The 16,857-nt window shown below is 60.0% G+C and carries 16 protein-coding genes; 9 read left to right on the plus strand and 7 right to left on the minus strand.

The features are described from left to right. Positions 1-8 precede the first annotated feature (8 nt). Genes C3451_RS12430 through hycI form a run of 4 tightly spaced genes read left to right on the plus strand, consistent with a single transcriptional unit; the run spans position 9 to position 2,203 of the window. Positions 9-551, plus strand: coding sequence for a formate hydrogenlyase complex iron-sulfur subunit (locus C3451_RS12430; protein WP_022649162.1), 543 nt, complete (start codon positions 9-11; stop codon positions 549-551). Beyond that, a complete protein-coding gene (locus C3451_RS12435; protein WP_022649161.1) occupies positions 551-1,318 on the plus strand; it encodes an NADH-quinone oxidoreductase subunit B family protein in 768 nt (255 codons plus the stop codon). Before C3451_RS12430 ends, C3451_RS12435 begins: the two co-directional genes overlap by 1 nt. After that, complete coding sequence (locus tag C3451_RS12440) at positions 1,315-1,725, plus strand: formate hydrogenlyase maturation HycH family protein (RefSeq protein WP_045620863.1); 411 nt, start codon at positions 1,315-1,317, stop codon at positions 1,723-1,725. Before C3451_RS12435 ends, C3451_RS12440 begins: the two co-directional genes overlap by 4 nt. Then, a complete protein-coding gene (gene hycI, locus C3451_RS12445) occupies positions 1,718-2,203 on the plus strand; it encodes a hydrogenase maturation peptidase HycI (RefSeq protein WP_022649159.1) in 486 nt (161 codons plus the stop codon). Before C3451_RS12440 ends, hycI begins: the two co-directional genes overlap by 8 nt. Before the next feature lie 59 nt (positions 2,204-2,262). On the opposite strand, the gene C3451_RS12450 is transcribed toward hycI, so the two are convergent. Both C3451_RS12450 and ascF read right to left on the minus strand, forming a co-directional pair. Next, the gene (locus C3451_RS12450; protein ID WP_023298466.1) at positions 2,263-3,687 is read right to left on the minus strand and encodes a 6-phospho-beta-glucosidase; all 1,425 of its coding nucleotides are present in this window, start codon (positions 3,685-3,687) and stop codon (positions 2,263-2,265) included. 18 nt (positions 3,688-3,705) lie between these two features. After that, positions 3,706-5,157, minus strand: a complete 1,452-nt coding sequence (gene ascF, locus C3451_RS12455; RefSeq protein WP_022649157.1) for a PTS cellobiose/arbutin/salicin transporter subunit IIBC — start codon at positions 5,155-5,157, stop codon at positions 3,706-3,708. A 214-nt stretch (positions 5,158-5,371) separates the two neighbouring features. Here ascF and C3451_RS12460 point away from each other — a divergent pair, with 214 nt between their 5' ends. The 4 genes from C3451_RS12460 to C3451_RS12475 all read left to right on the plus strand — a co-directional run bounded on the left by C3451_RS12460 (position 5,372) and on the right by C3451_RS12475 (position 10,311). Continuing rightward, on the plus strand, positions 5,372-6,385 hold the full coding sequence (locus C3451_RS12460) for a LacI family DNA-binding transcriptional regulator (RefSeq protein WP_045621617.1): 1,014 nt from the start codon (positions 5,372-5,374) through the stop codon (positions 6,383-6,385). A 133-nt stretch (positions 6,386-6,518) separates the two neighbouring features. Continuing rightward, complete coding sequence (hydN, locus tag C3451_RS12465; protein WP_017382793.1) at positions 6,519-7,064, plus strand: electron transport protein HydN; 546 nt, start codon at positions 6,519-6,521, stop codon at positions 7,062-7,064. A gap of 6 nt (positions 7,065-7,070) precedes the next feature. Beyond that, complete coding sequence (hypF, locus tag C3451_RS12470; protein ID WP_045621620.1) at positions 7,071-9,287, plus strand: carbamoyltransferase HypF; 2,217 nt, start codon at positions 7,071-7,073, stop codon at positions 9,285-9,287. A 1-nt stretch (position 9,288) separates the two neighbouring features. After that, entirely contained in the window at positions 9,289-10,311 is a 1,023-nt protein-coding gene (locus tag C3451_RS12475; protein WP_045308758.1) for a HoxN/HupN/NixA family nickel/cobalt transporter, read from the plus strand. Between the two features lie 113 nt (positions 10,312-10,424). Here the strand turns inward: C3451_RS12475 and norW are convergent, their stop codons facing one another. Beyond that, on the minus strand, positions 10,425-11,558 hold the full coding sequence (norW, locus tag C3451_RS12480) for an NADH:flavorubredoxin reductase NorW (RefSeq protein WP_045621622.1): 1,134 nt from the start codon (positions 11,556-11,558) through the stop codon (positions 10,425-10,427). Further along, positions 11,555-13,003 carry an anaerobic nitric oxide reductase flavorubredoxin gene (gene norV / locus C3451_RS12485; protein WP_022649152.1) on the minus strand — a complete coding sequence of 483 codons (1,449 nt, stop codon included), beginning with the start codon at positions 13,001-13,003 and terminating at the stop codon, positions 11,555-11,557. The genes norW and norV overlap by 4 nt, the downstream gene beginning before the upstream one ends. Positions 13,004-13,190: 187 nt before the next feature. Between norV and norR the strand changes: the two genes are divergently transcribed. Beyond that, positions 13,191-14,705: a nitric oxide reductase transcriptional regulator NorR gene (gene norR, locus C3451_RS12490; RefSeq protein ID WP_023298459.1), complete on the plus strand. Its 1,515-nt coding sequence runs from the start codon at positions 13,191-13,193 to the stop codon at positions 14,703-14,705. Here norR and gutQ read toward each other — a convergent pair. The 3 genes from gutQ to gutM form a co-directional block, all read right to left on the minus strand. Further along, positions 14,702-15,667, minus strand: coding sequence for an arabinose-5-phosphate isomerase GutQ (gene gutQ, locus C3451_RS12495; RefSeq protein WP_023298458.1), 966 nt, complete (start codon positions 15,665-15,667; stop codon positions 14,702-14,704). The genes norR and gutQ overlap by 4 nt on opposite strands. Then, a complete protein-coding gene (locus C3451_RS12500) occupies positions 15,660-16,433 on the minus strand; it encodes a DNA-binding transcriptional repressor (protein WP_015571676.1) in 774 nt (257 codons plus the stop codon). The genes gutQ and C3451_RS12500 overlap by 8 nt, the downstream gene beginning before the upstream one ends. Before the next feature lie 63 nt (positions 16,434-16,496). After that, a complete protein-coding gene (gutM, locus tag C3451_RS12505) occupies positions 16,497-16,856 on the minus strand; it encodes a transcriptional regulator GutM (RefSeq protein ID WP_045308760.1) in 360 nt (119 codons plus the stop codon). Position 16,857 lies beyond the last annotated feature (1 nt).

A 16,857-nucleotide genomic window follows, 5' to 3' on the forward strand; every position in this document is an offset into this window, starting at 1 on the left:
GACTCGTCATGTTTACCTTTATCAAAAAAGTGATCAAAACCGGCGCGCAGACCAGCAGTTATCCGCTGGAGCCGATGCCAGTGGATAAAAACTTTCGCGGCAAGCCGGAGCACAACCCGCAGCAGTGCATCGGCTGCGCGGCCTGCGTCAACGCCTGCCCGTCGAATGCCTTAACGGTGGAAACGGACCTGAAAACCGGCGAGCTGGCCTGGCAATTTAACCTCGGGCGCTGCATCTTCTGCGGCCGCTGCGAGGAGGTCTGCCCGACGGTAGCCATTCGCCTGTCTCAGGAGTACGAGCTGGCGGTGTGGAAAAAAGAGGATTTCCTCCAGCAGTCGCGCTTTGCGCTGTGCAACTGCCGCGTCTGCAAGCGTCCGTTCGCCGTGCAAAAAGAGATCGACTACGCCATCGCGCTGCTGAAGCACAACGGCGACGTGCGTGCGGAGCATCACCGTGAAAGCTTCGAAACCTGCCCGGAGTGCAAACGTCAGAAATGCCTGCTGCCGTCTGACCGCATCGATTTAACCCGTCATATGAGAGAGGCCAGCTGATGGAAAACTTACTCGGCCCGCGCGACGCTAACGGCATTCCGGTACCGCTGACGGTGGAGGAGTCCATCGCCAGCATGAAGGCGTCGCTGCTGAAAAAAATCAAACGCTCGGCCTACGTCTATCGCGTGGACTGCGGCGGCTGCAACGGCTGTGAGATCGAAATCTTCGCCACCCTGTCGCCGCTGTTTGACGCCGAACGCTTCGGCATCAAAGTGGTGCCGTCCCCGCGCCACGCGGATATCCTGCTGTTCACCGGCGCGGTCACCCGCGCGATGCGCTCGCCTGCGCTGCGCGCCTGGCAGTCTGCGCCGGATCCGAAAATCTGCATCTCCTACGGCGCCTGCGGCAACAGCGGCGGCATCTTCCACGATCTTTACTGCGTCTGGGGCGGCACCGACAAAATCGTGCCGGTGGACGTCTACATTCCGGGCTGCCCGCCGACGCCCGCCGCCACGCTGTACGGTTTTGCCATGGCGCTCGGCCTGCTGGAGCAGAAGATCCACGCCCGCGAGCCGGGCGAGCTGGACAACCAGCCAGCCACTCTCCTGCACCCGGATATGGTGCAGCCGCTGCGGGTGAAGATCGACCGCACGGCGCGCAGGCTGGCGGGGTACCGCTATGGCCGTCAGATTGCCGACGATTATCTGCGCCTGCTGAGCCAGGGCGACCATCAGGTGGCGCGCTGGCTGGAGGCCGAGAACGATCCGCGTCTCAATGAGATCGTGGCAAACCTGAACAGTATTGTGGATGAGGCGCGTATCCGATGAGTGAAACGGTGGTGTTCAGCCAGCTGAGCCGTAAGTTTATTGATGAGAACGATGCCACGCCGGATGCGGCGCAGCAGGTGGTCTATTACAGCCTGGCGATTGGGCACCACCTCGGGGTGATCGACTGCCTGGAGGCGGCGCTAAGCTGCCCGTGGCCCGAGTACCTGGCGTGGATCGCCACGCTGGAGGAGGGCAGCGTGGCGCGGCGCAAAATGGAGGGCGTGCCGAAGTACGGCGAGATCGTTATAGACGCCAACCATATCACGATGCTCGCCAACGCCTTTGACGCGGCGCTGAGCGTACAAACCCCGGCGCAGCAGGCGTGGAGCAAAACGCTGCTCTGCATGCTGCACGATATTCATCAGGAGAGCGCCATCTACCTGATGGTGAGGAGATTACGTGACTGACGTTTTACTGTGTGTCGGCAACAGCATGATGGGCGACGACGGCGCGGGCCCGCTGCTGGCGGAGATGTGCGCCGCGAACCCGCCGGGCAACTGGGTGGTGATTGACGGCGGCAGCGCGCCGGAAAACGACGTGGTGGCCATTCGCGAGCTGCGCCCGGACAGGTTGTTAATCGTCGATGCCACCGATATGGGGCTCAACCCCGGCGAGATCCGCCTGATTGACCCGGACGACATCGCCGAGATGTTTATGATGACCACCCACAACATGCCGCTGAACTACCTGGTGGATCAGATTAAAGACGACGTGGGTGAGGTGCTGTTTCTGGGCATTCAGCCGGACATCGTCGGGTTTTATTATCCGATGACGCCGCCGGTGAAAGAGGCGGTGGACGTGGTGTATTCACGGCTTGCCGGGTGGGTTGGGGACGGGGGTTTTCAGCCCCTCACCCCGGCCCTCTCCCCAGAGGGGAGAGGGTGAAAACCGCATCGAGCAGTTTGTAGGCCGGGTAAGGCAACGCCGCCACCCGGCAAAACAGGCTACGCCAGATCCGCCCCGTTACTCGCAATCACCTTCTTATACCACCAGAACGATTTCTTGCGCTTGCGGTCCAGCGTGCCGTTCCCGGCGTCGTCGCGGTCGACGTAGACAAACCCGTAGCGCTTACTCATCTCCCCGGTTGAGGCCGAGACCAGGTCAATGCAGCCCCAGGTGGTGTAGCCCATCAGCGGGACGCCGTCCTCAATCGCGTCACCCATCGCACGGATATGCTCGCGCAGGTAGCTGATGCGGTAGTCGTCGTTGATCTCGCCGTTTTCATCAATGACGTCCTTCGCCCCGAGGCCGTTTTCCACCAGGAACAGCGGCTTCTGGTAGCGGTCATACATCATGTTCATGGTGATGCGCAGCCCGAGCGGGTCGATGCCCCAGCCCCACTCGCTCACCTGAATATGCGGGTTGCGCAGGGACTTCACGATGTTCGCCGCGCTGGTGTTGCCCGCGTTCATATCCGCCGACGCGCAGCGCGAGGCGTAATAACTGAACGAGACAAAGTCGACGGTGTTTTTCAGCAGGTCGTCGTCGCCGGGGTCTTTCACAATCACCACCCCTTTCTCGCGGAACACGCGGGCGGAGTAGGCCGGATAGCTGCCGCGCGCCTGCACGTCGATAAAGAACAGGTTCTCGCGATCTTTCTCCAGTGCCATCCACACGTCTTCCGGCTTGCAGGAGTAGGGGTAGAAGTTACCGCCCGCCAGCATGCAGCCGACCTGGTTTTCCGGGTTCACCTCGTGGGCGATTTTGGTCGCCAGCGCGCTCGCCACCAGCTCGTGGTGCGCGGCCTGGTATTTCACCTGGTCTTCGTTTTCCCCTTCCTCAAACACCAGCCCCGCGCCGGAGAACGGGCTGTGCAGCATAATGTTGATTTCGTTGAAGGTCAGCCAGTATTTCACCAGCCCGTTAAACGCCTCGAAGCAGGTGCGGGCGTAGCGGGCGAAGAAATCCACCATCTTACGGTTGCGCCAGGAGCCGTACTCCGTCACCAGGTGCATCGGCACGTCGAAATGGCAGAGCGTCACCAGCGGCTCGATGTTGTACTTTTTGCACTCCTCGAACACCGCGCGGTAGAAGGCAATGCCCTCCTGATTTGGCAACGGTTCGTCGCCATTCGGGTAGAGGCGGCTCCAGGCAATCGAGGTGCGGAACACCGTAAAGCCCATCTCCGCCATCAGGGCAATGTCTTCTTTGTAACGATGGTAAAAATCAATCGCCTCGTGGCTCGGGTAAAATTCGTCGTCACGCAACGAAAACCGTTTTTCCTTGCCGACTTTTACCGCCAGACGGTTTGCGCCGTGGGGGATCATATCGACCGTCGTCAGTCCTTTGCCGCCTTCACGGTAAGCACCTTCACTCTGGTTGGCGGCAAGCGCGCCGCCCCATAAAAATCCTTGTGGAAAAACAGACATTCTTACCTCGCTTTCAGTTTATGCTTCTGCTGCTTTGTTCTGTACCGGTGCGGTTTGCAGGGCGCGTGCTTTTTCGGCTTCGTCTTCTACCGGGATATCTTCAAACCCTAACAGCAGGGTCAGCACGAACGACAGCACCACCGCCAGACCCATCACGCCAAACACCCAGACGATGGTCATCGGGTTGGCCGGGTCGAAGAACTGCACGCTGGTGAACAGCCCCGGCGCCGCCATGGAGTGGCTGGCAAGACCGGCCATGCCCGCTACCGCGCCGCAGATAAAGCCGCTGATCAGGCTCGCAATCAGCGGACGCTTCAGGCGTACCGCCACGCCGTACAGCGCCGGTTCAGAGATCCCCGCCATGATGGCGGAGGCCGCAGCCGCCAGCGCCGTCTGGCGCAGCTCCGGGTTTTTGGTTTTCCACGCCACTGCCAGCGATGAACCGCCGAGCGACAGGTTGGCGCCGATTTCCGACGGCATCACCATCCCTTCTTTGCCCGTTTCGGCAATGGTCTGGATGATGGTCGGCGTAAACACGCGGTGCATCCCGGTCATCACCAGCAGCGGCCACAGCGCGCCCATAATGGCAACGGAGAGCCAGCCCAGATAGCCGTGAATGGTGTAGACCAGCGCGGAGATGGCGCTACCGATCCAGATCCCGAGCGGGCCAATCAGCACGATGGCGAGCGGGGCGGCAATCAACACGATCAGCATCGGCTTGAGGAAGTTTTTGGTCACCGCCGGGGTGATGCGATCCACCCAGCGTTCGATATACGACAGGCACCAGGTCATCACCAGGGCCGGGATAACGGTATAGGTGTATTTCACCGCCGTCACCGGAATTAAGGCAAATTCTACATGCTCGCCCTGCGCCGCTTTCGCCATCAGCTCGATAAAGCTCGGGTGAACCAGTACGCCCGCAATGGCTATCGCCAGGGACATGTTGGTTTTGAACTTCACCGCTGCGGAAGCCGCCACCATCAGCGGCAGGAAGAAGAACGCGCCGTCGCCGATAACGGTCAGGATCGTCAGCGTCGGGTCACCTTTGCCCAGCACGCCGGTCATCTCAAGGATCATCGCCAGCAGCTTGACCATCGACCCGCCGATGATCGCCGGGATCAGCGGAGACATGGTGCCGATCAGCGCGTCGAGGATCCCGGCGCCAATCCGGCGCAGCGTAAGCTTCTGTGGACCTTCCGCTACGGCAGGTTGCAGGTTGGCGGGCAGCAGGCTCACCACTTCACGGTATGCCTGGGATACGGTGTTGCCGATGATCACCTGGCACTGGTTGTCGTTGCGCACCACGCCGAGCACGCCGCTGATGCTTTTCAGACGCGCGGCGTCGGTAAGGCTTTCGTCTTTCAGAACGAAGCGCAGGCGCGTCATGCAGTGGGTGACGGCGACGATGTTCTCTTTACCGCCCAGCGCGCTAACCACGTCATTTGCCAGCGCAGCGTAATTTTTTGCCATCGGATGTGATCCTGTTATCGTTGTGAGAAGTGTAGGAAACCGGTTTCACATAATCATCATGAGTTTCTTTTAATGAAACAAGACCACTTTTTATGCATTTTTTCGTTTCGTGATGACGATCACTCGTGGCCGTAAAAAGCGTGATAACGCCGCTGCGACAATTTTTCTGCGGTGAAGTACACTGCGGCTCATCGGTTTTGAATGGAATAACACTATGACCACGATGCTGGAAGTGGCGAAGCGGGCAGGCGTGTCGAAAGCGACGGTCTCCCGGGTGCTGTCGGGGAACGGTTACGTCAGCCAGGAGACGAAAGACCGCGTGTTTCAGGCCATCGAAGAGAGCGGGTATCGCCCCAATCTGCTGGCGCGAAACCTGGCGACCAAACGCACCCAGACCCTGGGGCTGGTGGTGACAAACACCCTGTACCATGGGGTCTACTTTAGCGAGCTGCTGTTTAACGCCGCGCGGATGACGGAAGAGAAGGGGCGTCAGCTGATCCTGGCGGACGGCAAGCACAGCGCCGAAGAGGAGCGCGAGGCGATCCAGTACCTGCTCGACATGCGCTGCGACGCGGTGATCATCTACCCGCGTTTTCTGAGCGTGGAAGCGCTGGACGAAATTATTGAGAAATGCGAGCAGCCGGTTATGGTGCTCAACCGCCGTTTGCGGAAAAACAGCAGCCACAGCGTCTGGTCCGATCATAAAGCGTCGTGTCAGGACGCAGTATCGCAGTTGATCGCGAAAGGCCACCGGGAGATTGCGTTTATCACCGGTTCGCTGGATTCCCCCACCGGGGTGGAGCGTCTTTCCGGCTACAAGGACGCGCTGGCGCAACACGGCATTGCCCTGCGTGACGCGCTGATCGCCGAAGGGAAGTGGAGCCCGGCCAGCGGCGCGGCGGCGGTCTCTCAGCTGCTCACCCGCGGCGAAACGTTTACCGCGCTGGTGGCGAGTAACGACGATATGGCGATTGGTGCCATCAGGCAGTTGCACGAGAGCGGCGTCGCCACGCCGGGCGCGGTGTCCGTCATCGGCTTTGACGACGTGGCAATCGCGCCCTATATCGTGCCGTCCCTCTCCAGCGTGCGTATTCCGGTAACGGAGATGATCCAGGAGACCATCAGCCGCCTGATCTTCATGCTCGACGGCGGTGAGTTTAAGCCTCAGCAAACTTTTTCCGGCGAGCTTATCCTGCGCGGCTCCGTCATTGACGGCCCGCATCGCTGACGTCGACATCTGTCATCGTCACAAATGACGATGACAGATCCTCTTCTTTTTTATTTATCTTCAAAATCAATGCATTAAATATTGGCACGGTTTATGAATAGCTTCGCGCATAACAGTTATGCCGGAGAAGCAGATGAACCGTTTTATTATGGCCGATGCCAGCAAATGCATTGGTTGCCGTACCTGTGAAGTGGCGTGCGTGGTTTCCCATCAGGCGGAGCAGGATTGCGCCTCCCTGACCCCCGATACCTTCCTGCCGCGCATCCACGTCATTAAAGGCGTGAATATTTCCACTGCCGCTATCTGTCGCCAGTGCGAAGACGCGCCGTGCGCCAACGTCTGTCCGAACGGGGCGATTAAGCGCGAGAAAGGCTTCGTGCATGTGATGCAGGAGCGCTGCATCGGGTGCAAAACCTGTGTGGTGGCGTGTCCGTATGGCGCGATGGAGGTGGTCGTTCGCCCGGTGGTGCGCAACAGCGGTATCGGGCTCAGCGTGCGCGCGGAGAAAGCCGAAGCCAATAAATGTGACCTCTGCTACCACCGCGACGCCGGTCCGGCGTGTATGGAAGCCTGTCCGACGCATGCGCTGGTCTGCGTCGATCGCGATAAGCTCGAACAGATGAGTGCCGAAAAACGCCGCCGTGCGGCGTTCGACACCTCGTCATCGCTGCTGTTTTAAGCTGCAATGCGCGTTAACGGCGTACAGCTTCGGGTGCGCGGCAAGGTGCAGGGGGTAGGATTTCGTCCCTTCGTCTGGCAGCTTGCACACCAGCTGGGGCTGGCGGGCGACGTGTGCAACGACGGAGAGGGTGTCCTGGTGCGTCTCGCGGGTAGTGGGGGTGACTTTACCGCGAGACTGCGCCAGGACTGCCCACCGCTGGCGCGCATCGATCGCGTTGAAACGCAGCCGTACAGCTGGAATACGCTGCCGGATGAGTTTGTCATCCGCCACAGCGAGAGCGGGGCGATGGATACGCAAATCGTCCCGGATGCCGCCACCTGTCCCGCGTGCCTGGCGGAGATGCGCGATCCGCGCGAGCGCCGTTATCGCTACCCGTTTATCAACTGCACCCACTGCGGGCCGCGGTTTACCATTATCCGCGCCATGCCCTATGACCGCCCGGCCACGTCAATGGCGCCATTCCCGCTCTGTGTGCCCTGTGAAACGGAGTACCGCAACCCGGCTGACCGGCGTTTTCACGCCCAGCCGGTGGCCTGCCCGGACTGCGGGCCGCAGCTGGAGTGGCAAGCCGGGGATGCTGCCACCACCCGCGAATCGGCGTTAAGCGCGGCGGTGGAGAGATTGAAAAACGGCGGGATTGTGGCGGTCAAAGGGCTGGGCGGATTTCACCTGGTCTGCGACGCGCTTAACCCACAGGCGATTCGGAAATTGCGGGCACGCAAGCAGCGCCCGACCAAGCCGCTGGCGGTGATGATCCCGCATGCGAACGATCTGCCGGAGGCCATCCAGACGCTGTTAGGTTCACCCGCTGCGCCGATTGTGCTGACGCCAAAAGCCTGCCTTCCTGCGTTTCCTGAGGAGATTGCGCCGGGGCTGAATACAATTGGCGTGATGTTGCCTGCGAACCCGCTCCAGCATTTGCTGATGTTGGACTGCCAGCGCCCGCTGGTGATGACCTCCGGCAACCTCAGCGGCCATCCACCCGCCATAAGCAACCAGCAGGCGCTGGAAGAACTCAGTGACATCGCTGACGGCTTCCTGCTGCACAACCGCGACATCCTGCAACGGATGGATGATTCAGTAATGGATCGGGACGGTGCGATGCTGCGTCGCGCACGCGGTTTTGTGCCGGATGCCATCACATTGCCCGCCGGATTCCGCGACATCTCGCCCATGTTATGCACCGGCGCGGAGATGAAAAATACCTTCTGCCTGGTACGTGGCAACCAGGCGGTGCCGAGCCAGCATTTTGGCGATCTGAGCGACGAGGGCGTAGAGGCGCAGTGGCGCAGTGCGCTCTCGACGATGCAGGACATCTACGCCTTCCAGCCAGAGCGCGTGGTGTGCGATGCCCATCCGGGATATCACGCCCGACAGTGGGCCCGGGCGCAGGCGCTGCCCGTTGAGACCGTGCTGCATCATCATGCGCATGCAGCAGCGTGTCTGGCGGAGAATGGCTGGCCGCTCGACGGCGGGGATGTTATTGCCCTGACGCTGGATGGGATCGGTATGGGTGAGAATGGCGCGCTGTGGGGCGGCGAGTGCCTGCGGGTGAACTATCGCGACTGCGAACCGCTGGGCGGTCTGCCAGCCGTTGCGCTGCCGGGGGGCGATCTGGCGGCAAAACAGCCGTGGCGCAATTTGCTCGCCCACTGTCTGGCGTTCGTACCTGACTGGCAGCAGTACCCGGAAACAGAGGCGGTACAGCGTCAAAACTGGCCGCTGCTGGCAACGGCAGTGTCGCGCGGGATCAATGCGCCGCGGGCCTCCTCCTGTGGTCGTCTGTTCGACGCCGTGGCCTGTGCGCTGGGCATTGAAACGCAACGCTATGAGGGCGAAGCCGCGTGCCGGCTGGAGGCGCTGGCCGAACGCTGTGCAGGGGTTGATCATCCGGTGACGCTCAAGACGGATAACCTTGCGCTGTTCTGGCAGCAGTGGCTGGCCTGGCGGGCGGAGCCCGGCGAGCGCGCCTGGGCCTTTCACGATGCGCTGGCAAAAGGGCTGAGCGAACTGGCGGCAACGCATGCGCGCCGACGGTCGCTCTCTACGGTGTGCTTCAGCGGAGGTGTCCTTCACAACCGCCTGCTACGCGCGCGCTTTCGTCATTACCTTTCTGATTTCACGCTTCTTTTTCCTTCGCGCCTGCCCGCAGGCGACGGAGCGATCTCCTTCGGGCAGGCGGTGGTTGCTGCCGCCCGATCATGTTCACAAAGGATTTAAAATGTTACGACTTTTACGCAATGAACCTCGTGCAGCGTGCCTGCTGCTGGCTCTGGTGATGGCTAACCTGCTGGCTTGGGGGCTGGCGTGGCACACCTTTAGCGGCAGTACGGCGCTGATGGCGGCCAGCCTGCTGGCCTGGTGTTACGGACTGCGGCATGCGGTGGATGCCGACCATATCGCCGCGATTGATACCGTGACGCGTAAGATGATGCAGCAGGGCAAGCGCCCATCCGGCGTGGGGGCATGGTTTTCCCTCGGACACTCCACCATCGTGGTGCTGGCCTCCATTGCCATCGCCGCCACCGCCACGGCGTTTCAGAAAAATATGGAATGGTTCCACGAAACCGGCAGCCTGATTGGCACCGCCGTCTCCGCCACCTTCCTGCTGGCGATGGCGCTGGTGAATATGGTGATCCTGCGCGGCGTCTGGCGCAGTTTTCAGGCACTGAAACACGGCAGGCCCGTGCAGGGCGACATCACGCTGCCTGCCCAGGGTGGCGTCATGAACTGGCTGTTCGGCAAAACCTTCCGCCTCGTCAATAAAAGCTGGCAGATGTATCTGGTGGGCTTCCTGTTTGGCCTCGGCTTTGACACTGCCACCGAAATCGGCGTGCTGGGGATCTCCGCCGCCAGCGCCTCCAGCGGGATGTCGGTGTGGTCGATCATGATCTTCCCGGCGCTCTTCGCCAGCGGCATGGCGCTGGTGGATACGCTCGATAACCTGCTGATGGTGGGCGCCTATGGCTGGGCGTTTAACAAGCCACAGCGCAAGCTCTACTACAACATGACCATCACCGGCACTTCGGTGGTGGTGGCGCTGTTTATCGGCGGGCTGGAAGCGCTGGGTCTGCTGATGGACAAGTTCGCCCTCAGCGGCGGCGTGTGGGATCTGATTGGCGCGGTGAACGATAACCTGGGCGACGCCGGGTTTGTGGTGGTCGGGCTGTTTGTCGCCTGCTGGCTGATCTCAATGGCGAACTACCGCTGGCGCGGTTATGACGCGCTGGTGGTGCGGTCCTGAACCACGCAGCCCTGTTTTTGCCCGGCGGCGCTACGCTTGCGCGGGCCTACAAGGTTTGCCGTTATGGTGTTAAGTAGGCCGGGTAAGCGGAGCGCCACCCGGCATGACGAGGGTTAAGCAGGTAACGATTTCAGCAGCGCGAAGGCCTCCTTCATTCTGTCTTCGCTGACCACAAAGGCGCGCATCTGACCGACAGTATCGGTGCCGCGAGCTACCATGCCCTGAGCCGAAAGGGCAATCTCCCAGTTCAGATCCTGACGCTGCGTTTCACCTGCGAGATGCAGCGGTAGTTCCGGCGTTTTTACCTTCACCAGCATGGCGGGTAATTTCACCGGGGCGTTGCCGCCGAGCAGGTTTTTCGCCAGGAACATGGCGCTCAACTGAATCGGTTGCAGGAACGGCAGCACCTGGCCGTTAATTTCCGCGCAGTCGCCCAGGGCATAAATGTCCGGCTGGGTGGTTTGCAGGTAGCTGTCTACCTTCACGCCGCGATTGATCTCTGCGCCTGCGCGGTGCGCCAGCGCGGTTTCCGGGCGCAGCCCCGTCGCCGCAATAACCACATCCACTTCCACCCTGCGGGTGCGGTCGAGCGTCGCACAAATGCCGGTTTCGGTTTTACTCAGGCTCTGCAACTGCGATTTCAGCAGCAGATGCACGCCCATGTCGGTCAGACGATGCTGTAAGCGACTGCTTACTTCTGCCGGCATCAGCGCTGACAGAATGCTGGCCGCGTGGTCAACCAGGGTGACGGATTTTCCCGCCCGGCAGAAGTCCATCGCCAGCTCGGTGCCAATCAGCCCGCCGCCGACAATCATCACCCGTGTGGCGTCGCGTAACAGGGTCTCGCTGGCCTGATACTCCTGCTGACTGTTGAGCGTGACCATCAGCTCGCGGCCCTCAACCGGCGGCACAAACGCGGATGCCCCCGTCGCCAGCACCAGCTTGTCGTACTGCCAGGTTTTATCTTTCGCGTTCACCACGTGGGCGTCGGCGTCGATATCGGTGACCCAGGTGTACGGAAACAGACGCAGATTAAATTGTTCTGCAAACTCCCCCGCCGTCTGGCGGGTGAGATCGTCGGCGCGCTGATTTTGGCTAATGACGTGGCTTAAATCAGGCTTGTTGTACTCATCCATGCTGTCGGCGGCGATCACCGTCAACGGCACGTTAGCATCCTGTTTGCGGATATTTTTCACCAGCTGGCGGGCGGCAAAGCCCGAGCCGATAATGACGATGCCGTGGCTCATTTTGCCTCCGTTGCCAGTTCATCAAAGACGTCTTTTCCGAGGGAACATTCCGGGCAGAGGAAGTTGTCCGGCACCTCGCTCCACGGTGTACCCGGCGCGACATCCTGCAACGGCTCGCCCAGCTCAGGATCGTAAATCCACTGGCAGACGCTGCACTGCATGCAGGGGCCGAGGTCGGCAGCGGCAGGAGCGGCTTCTGCTACGGCTTCCGGCGCAGCAGCCGCGGCGGGTGCGGTTTCCGGCAGCGGCGCAAGCGCCCACTGGCGGGCAATGTCGCGACCGTGCTGGCGACAGATTTCCAGCGCGTCGAGATCCGGACGCCATTTCGCCTTCAGGCTCAGGGACATCTCAAAACCGGCATCCTGTAAACGGGTGGAGAGACGGTCTACCGCGCCGCCGCTCCAGCCGTGTGAACCAAAGGCGCTGGCGCGTTTGTTACGGAAGCGCAGGCCGGTCATCTCTTCCACCAGTCCGGCAATTTTCGGCATCATCACGTTATTCATGGTGGAGGTACCCACCAGCACGCCTTTGGAGCGGAAGACGTTGGTCAATACCTCATTCTTATCGCTGCGCGCCACGTTGAAGATTTTCACTGCCACGTTCGGGTCCACTTCGTTGATGCCCTGGGCAATGGCGTCCGCCATCATGCGGGTGTTGTTGGACATGGTGTCGTAGAAGATGGTGATGCGGTCTTCCTGATAGTCCGCCGCCCACTTCAGGTACAGCTCGACGATCTGGGTTGGATTTTCACGCCATACCACGCCGTGGGAGGTGGCAATCATATCCACCGGCAGGTTGAAGCCGAGGATCTCGGTGATTTTTGGCGTGACCAGACGGCTGAACGGCGTCAGGATGTTGGCGTAGTAGCGCTGGCACTGTTCGAACAGCTCGGTCTGATCCACTTCGTCGTTGAACAGACGTTCGTCGCAGTAGTGCTGGCCGAAGGCGTCGTTGCTGAACAGCACCGCGTCACCGGTCATGTAGGTCATCATGCTGTCCGGCCAGTGCAGCATTGGGGTTTCCACGAAGATCAGCTGTTTGCCGTTGCCGATATCCAGCGTGTCGCCGGTTTTTACAGTGTGGAAGTTCCACTCTGGATGGTGGTGGTGGCCGTTGATGGAGTCAATGGCGTTGGTGGTGCAGTAGATCGGGGTATCCGGAATGTGGGACATCAGCTCGGTCAGCGCCCCGGCGTGATCCTCTTCCGCGTGGTTGATGATGATGTAGTCGATGTCATTCAAATCGATTTCGCTGCGCAGGTTCTGCACGAACTCGCGGCTGAATTTGTGATCGACGGTATCGATCAGGACGTTTTTACCTTCGCGAATGAGGTAGCTGTTGTAGCTGCTGCCGCGCAGCGTTTTGTATTCCGTCCCGTGAAAATCACGTACTTCCCAGTCACGTTGACCCACCCAATGAATGTTATTTTTAACCAGAATAGACATAGCAACCTCAACTTAATACGGCGTTTTCAAATAAGATGACTGTCATATATCAAGTTGCGTGCCAGTTTTTTAACTTATTGAAAATAATGTATTTGTGTTTTGATTCTCCCTAATGGGTAGTCATTTTGACTATCTTAAAAATTGTCAATATGACACTATGTGTTGTCAAAATGACAGTGAGGCAGAGATGAGCTTTTCCGTAGATGTGCTGGCGAAGATCGCCATAGAACTGCAAACCGGTATTGGTCATCAGGACCGCTTTCAACGGCTGATCTCCACGTTGCGCCACGTGCTGGATTGCGATGCCTCGGCGCTGCTGCGTTACGAAGGGCGGCAGTTTATTCCGCTGGCTATCGACGGTCTGGCGAAGGACGTACTCGGGCGGCGCTTTACCCTGGAGGGCCACCCGCGTCTGGAAACCATCGCCCGTGCGGGTGATGTGGTGCGTTTCCCGGCAGACAGCGATCTGCCCGATCCGTACGACGGCCTGATCCCCGGCCAGGAAAGCCTGAAGGTTCACGCCTGTATCGGCCTGCCGCTGTTTGCCGGGCAGAACCTGATTGGCGCGTTAACCCTCGACGGCATGTCGCCGGATCAGTTCGATACCTTCAGCGACGAAGAGCTACGGCTGATTGCCGCGCTGGCGGCCGGGGCGCTGAACAACGCCCTGCTGATAGAACAGCTGGAGAGCCAGAATATTCTTCCGGGTAGCCCGACGGCGTTTGAGCAGGTGGCGCACACCGAAATGATTGGCCTTTCGCCGGGCATGGCGCAGCTTAAAAAAGAGATTGAGATTGTCGCCGCGTCTGATTTGAACGTGCTGATCTTCGGGGAGACCGGCACCGGTAAAGAGCTGGTGGCAAAAGCAATCCACGAAGCCTCGCCCCGTGCGGTGAACCCGCTGGTGTATCTCAACTGCGCGGCGCTGCCGGAAAGCGTGGCGGAAAGCGAGCTGTTCGGACACGTCAAAGGGGCCTTTACCGGGGCGATCAGCAACCGCAGCGGCAAGTTCGAAATGGCTGATAACGGCACGCTGTTCCTCGATGAAATTGGCGAACTCTCCCTTTCGCTCCAGGCCAAACTGCTGCGGGTGTTGCAGTATGGCGATATTCAACGCGTGGGTGACGATCGCAGCTTACGCGTGGATGTGCGCGTGCTGGCGGCGACGAACCGCGATCTGCGCGAAGAGGTGCTGGCGGGCAATTTCCGCGCCGATCTGTTCCACCGTCTGAGCGTGTTCCCGCTCACGGTGCCGCCGCTGCGCGAGCGGGGCGATGATGTGGTGCTGCTGGCGGGCTTTTTCTGCGAACAGTGTCGGCTCAAAATGGGGCTTTCCCGCGTGGTGCTAAGCCCCGGCGCGAGGACGCACCTGCTGAGCTACGGCTGGCCGGGTAACGTGCGTGAACTGGAACATGCGATTCACCGCGCGGTGGTGCTGGCGCGGGCTACGCGTTCGGGGGATGAAGTGGTTATCCATGCGCGCCATTTCGCGCTGCATGAGGAAACGACGCCGTCCGTGAAGCCAGTGATACCTGAGAGCGTGAACGAAAACCTGCGCGAGGCGACGGATGCGTTCCAGCGTCAGATGATCACCCGCGCCCTGGAGCAGAATAACCGCAGCTGGGCGGCATGCGCGCGGGCGCTGGAGATGGACGTCGCCAACCTTCACAGGCTGGCGAAACGTCTGGGGCTTAAGGGTTAAATAATCCCCGCCTGGTAGAAGTCTTGCAGGTTGATCGCGCCGCACAGCCTGCCGTGCTCGTCCACCACCGGCGCGGCGGTGATTTTGCGCTTCATCAGCACCTCTTTGGCTTCAATGGCGCGGCTGTCGGCATTCAGCGTCAGCCCGCCCCGGGTCATTGCTTCGGATACCCGCGCCTCCAGCTTGCCGCCGCCCACCAGCCAGCGGCGCAGGTCGCCGTCGGTGAAGACGCCCTTCACCTGGCGGTCGTTGTCGCATACCGCAACCAGCCCCAGCCCGGTGCGGCTCAGCTCCAGCATGGCGTCCATCACGCTGGTGTCGAGTTTGACCTGAGGAATGGCATCGTCCGTGCGCATCAGATGGTGAACCTTGTTGAGCAGACGTGCCCCAAGCGCGCCAGCAGGATGGGAACGGGCGAAATCCTCTTCGTTAAAGCCGCGGGCCTGCATAACCGCCATCGCCAGCGCGTCGCCCATCATCAGCGTGTTGACGGTGCTGGAGGTCGGTGCCAGGTGCATCGGGCAGGCTTCGCGCTCAACGGAAATATCCAGCGTTGCTTTCGCGGCCAGCGCCAGCGGCGAACGGGATTTGCCGGTCATCGCTAACAGGGCCACCGATTTTTCTTGCAGGCGAGGGATGATGAGATCCAGCTCTTTGGCTGAACCGGAGTAGGAGATGAACAGCATCACGTCGCGGCTTTCGATCATCCCCAGATCGCCATGCAGCGCTTCGGCAGGATGCACGAAGAACGCCGGTGTGCCGGTGCTGGCAAGCGTCGCGGCAATCTTCTTGCCGATATGACCGGATTTACCGATACCCGCCACGATCACTTTGCCCTCGCAGTGGATAATGGTGTTGGCTGCACGAACAAAATCCTCACCCAGACGCTCCGGCAGGCGGCTGGCTTCCTGTAGCTCCAGCAGCAGAGTCTGGCGGCCTGCGTTTAACAGAAAATCACTCATTTTTCTCTCCGGTTACGATCACGTCGATGCCCTTCGCTTCCAGCGCTTTTTTAAATGCCGGATCGATACCTGCGTCGGTAATCAGCTTATCGACGCTTTCAAGGCTACAGACAATGTTGGGGCTTTTACGGCCAAACTTCGACGAGTCCGCCATCAAAATCACTTCCCGCGCGGCGTTGCACATCGCTTTGCTGACGCTGAACACCTCGTTGAAGGTGGTCACGCCCGCGTTGAGGTCGATGCCGTCCGTGCCCATAAACAGCTTATCGAAGCTGAAGTGGTCGAAGGCATTCTCCGCCAGCTGCCCGTGAAACGACGCGGATTTTTTACGGAAGGTGCCACCGGGCATCAGGATGGTCTGCTCGCTGTCGAACTCTGACAGGGCATTGACGATGTGCAGGCTGTTGGTCATCACGGTGATGTTATTAAAGCGGCTGAGCAGCGGGATCATCTGTAGGACGGTACTGCCAGCGTCGAGGATGATGGAATCGCCGTCCTGGATAAATTTGACCGCGGCTTCGGCAATCAGCGCTTTCTGGTGCGTATTAATCAGCGTCTTGTGATCGATAGGCGGGTCGGCTTCGTCTTTATTGAGCACCACGCCGCCGTAGGTACGAATGACGGCGCCGGAGTTTTCGAGCAACACCAGGTCCTTGCGTATTGTCGTGCCGGTGGTGTCAAAGTAGTGGGCCAGATCTTCTACCGAGCACTTTCCCTGCTTTTGCAGATGCTCAAGTATGGCCGCCTGCCGCTGACGTGGTTTCATAGGCGCTTCGTTCCTTACGTTGCGAAATGATAATTCCGCAAGTTTATAACTTTCACAACGAAATTATCCATGTTTCAGATTAAGCGCTAATGATAGTGCATTCTGACAGAGTGAATCATGGGGGAAGATCACATCAGGTTGTAATTCATGCAGCAAAATGCCGTTGATCGCCTGGATTTTCACCGGGCGGGCAAAGACGGTCATGCCGCGCATGATGAGGGAATCGCAGACCTTATTGTTTTCATCCAGCGCAACAGCGACGACAACCCGCGGTTTGAAGCGTCCGCCGGAACGCCCGACGCCCACACGGCCTTTCTGGCACAGGGCGTCAAAGGCGCGGTTAAACTGATGGATTTGCCAGCCGCCAAACGCCATCTGGCACAGCCAGGCGAGGGCGGCGAAGGTGATTAATGCGGTTACCATA

Source organism: Enterobacter sp. 301B (genome assembly GCF_003850715.1).
Lineage (GTDB): Bacteria > Pseudomonadota > Gammaproteobacteria > Enterobacterales > Enterobacteriaceae > Enterobacter > Enterobacter intestinihominis.